Below are 637 nucleotides of genomic sequence, written 5' to 3'. Positions count from 1 at the left end.
AGTACGACCATCATATAATTGAACCTGACCACTATCATCAAGACCGGCTAGACGAAGAAGCTCTTTAATCTGAGACTCTTTCGCACCATCAAAAGCAGGAGTCGCCATTGGAACACCACCGCGAAGGTTATGTGCCAGCTCTAGAATCTCTTCATCACTAAAGGTATCCAACGCTTCTTTCTTATCAGCAACACCGTTATAGATTTGATCCAGTAGGCCACGTAGTTCTTGCACTTCTTTCTGCTGTTTAATCATAAGGTCAATTTTCTTACCAAGACCTTTTGCAGCACAACCCAAGTGTGTTTCCAGTACCTGACCGACGTTCATTCGAGACGGAACACCTAGCGGGTTAAGTACAATATCTACTGGGTTACCATGCTCATCATATGGCATATCTTCAACTGGCATAATAACCGAGATAACACCCTTGTTCCCGTGTCGTCCAGCCATCTTATCACCAGGCTGAATACGACGTTTGATCGCAACGTAAACCTTAACTATTTTCAGTACACCCGGTGCGAGATCATCACCAGTCTGAAGCTTACCCTTCTTAACTTCGAAGCGCTCTTCCTGATCTTTACGACGATCTTCCAATTGCGCCTCTGCCTTCTCCAACATCTCATTTAGAGAGTCTTCA

1 pseudogene is annotated in these 637 nt (G+C 44.7%); it reads right to left on the bottom strand.

The window, feature by feature from the left end:
- A pseudogene (gene rpoB, locus A3729_RS06255) lies at window positions 1-637 on the bottom strand (DNA-directed RNA polymerase subunit beta); the annotation flags it as partial.

Source organism: Oleiphilus sp. HI0043 (assembly GCF_001634935.1).
This window is presented reverse-complemented; position numbering and strand designations above follow the sequence as displayed.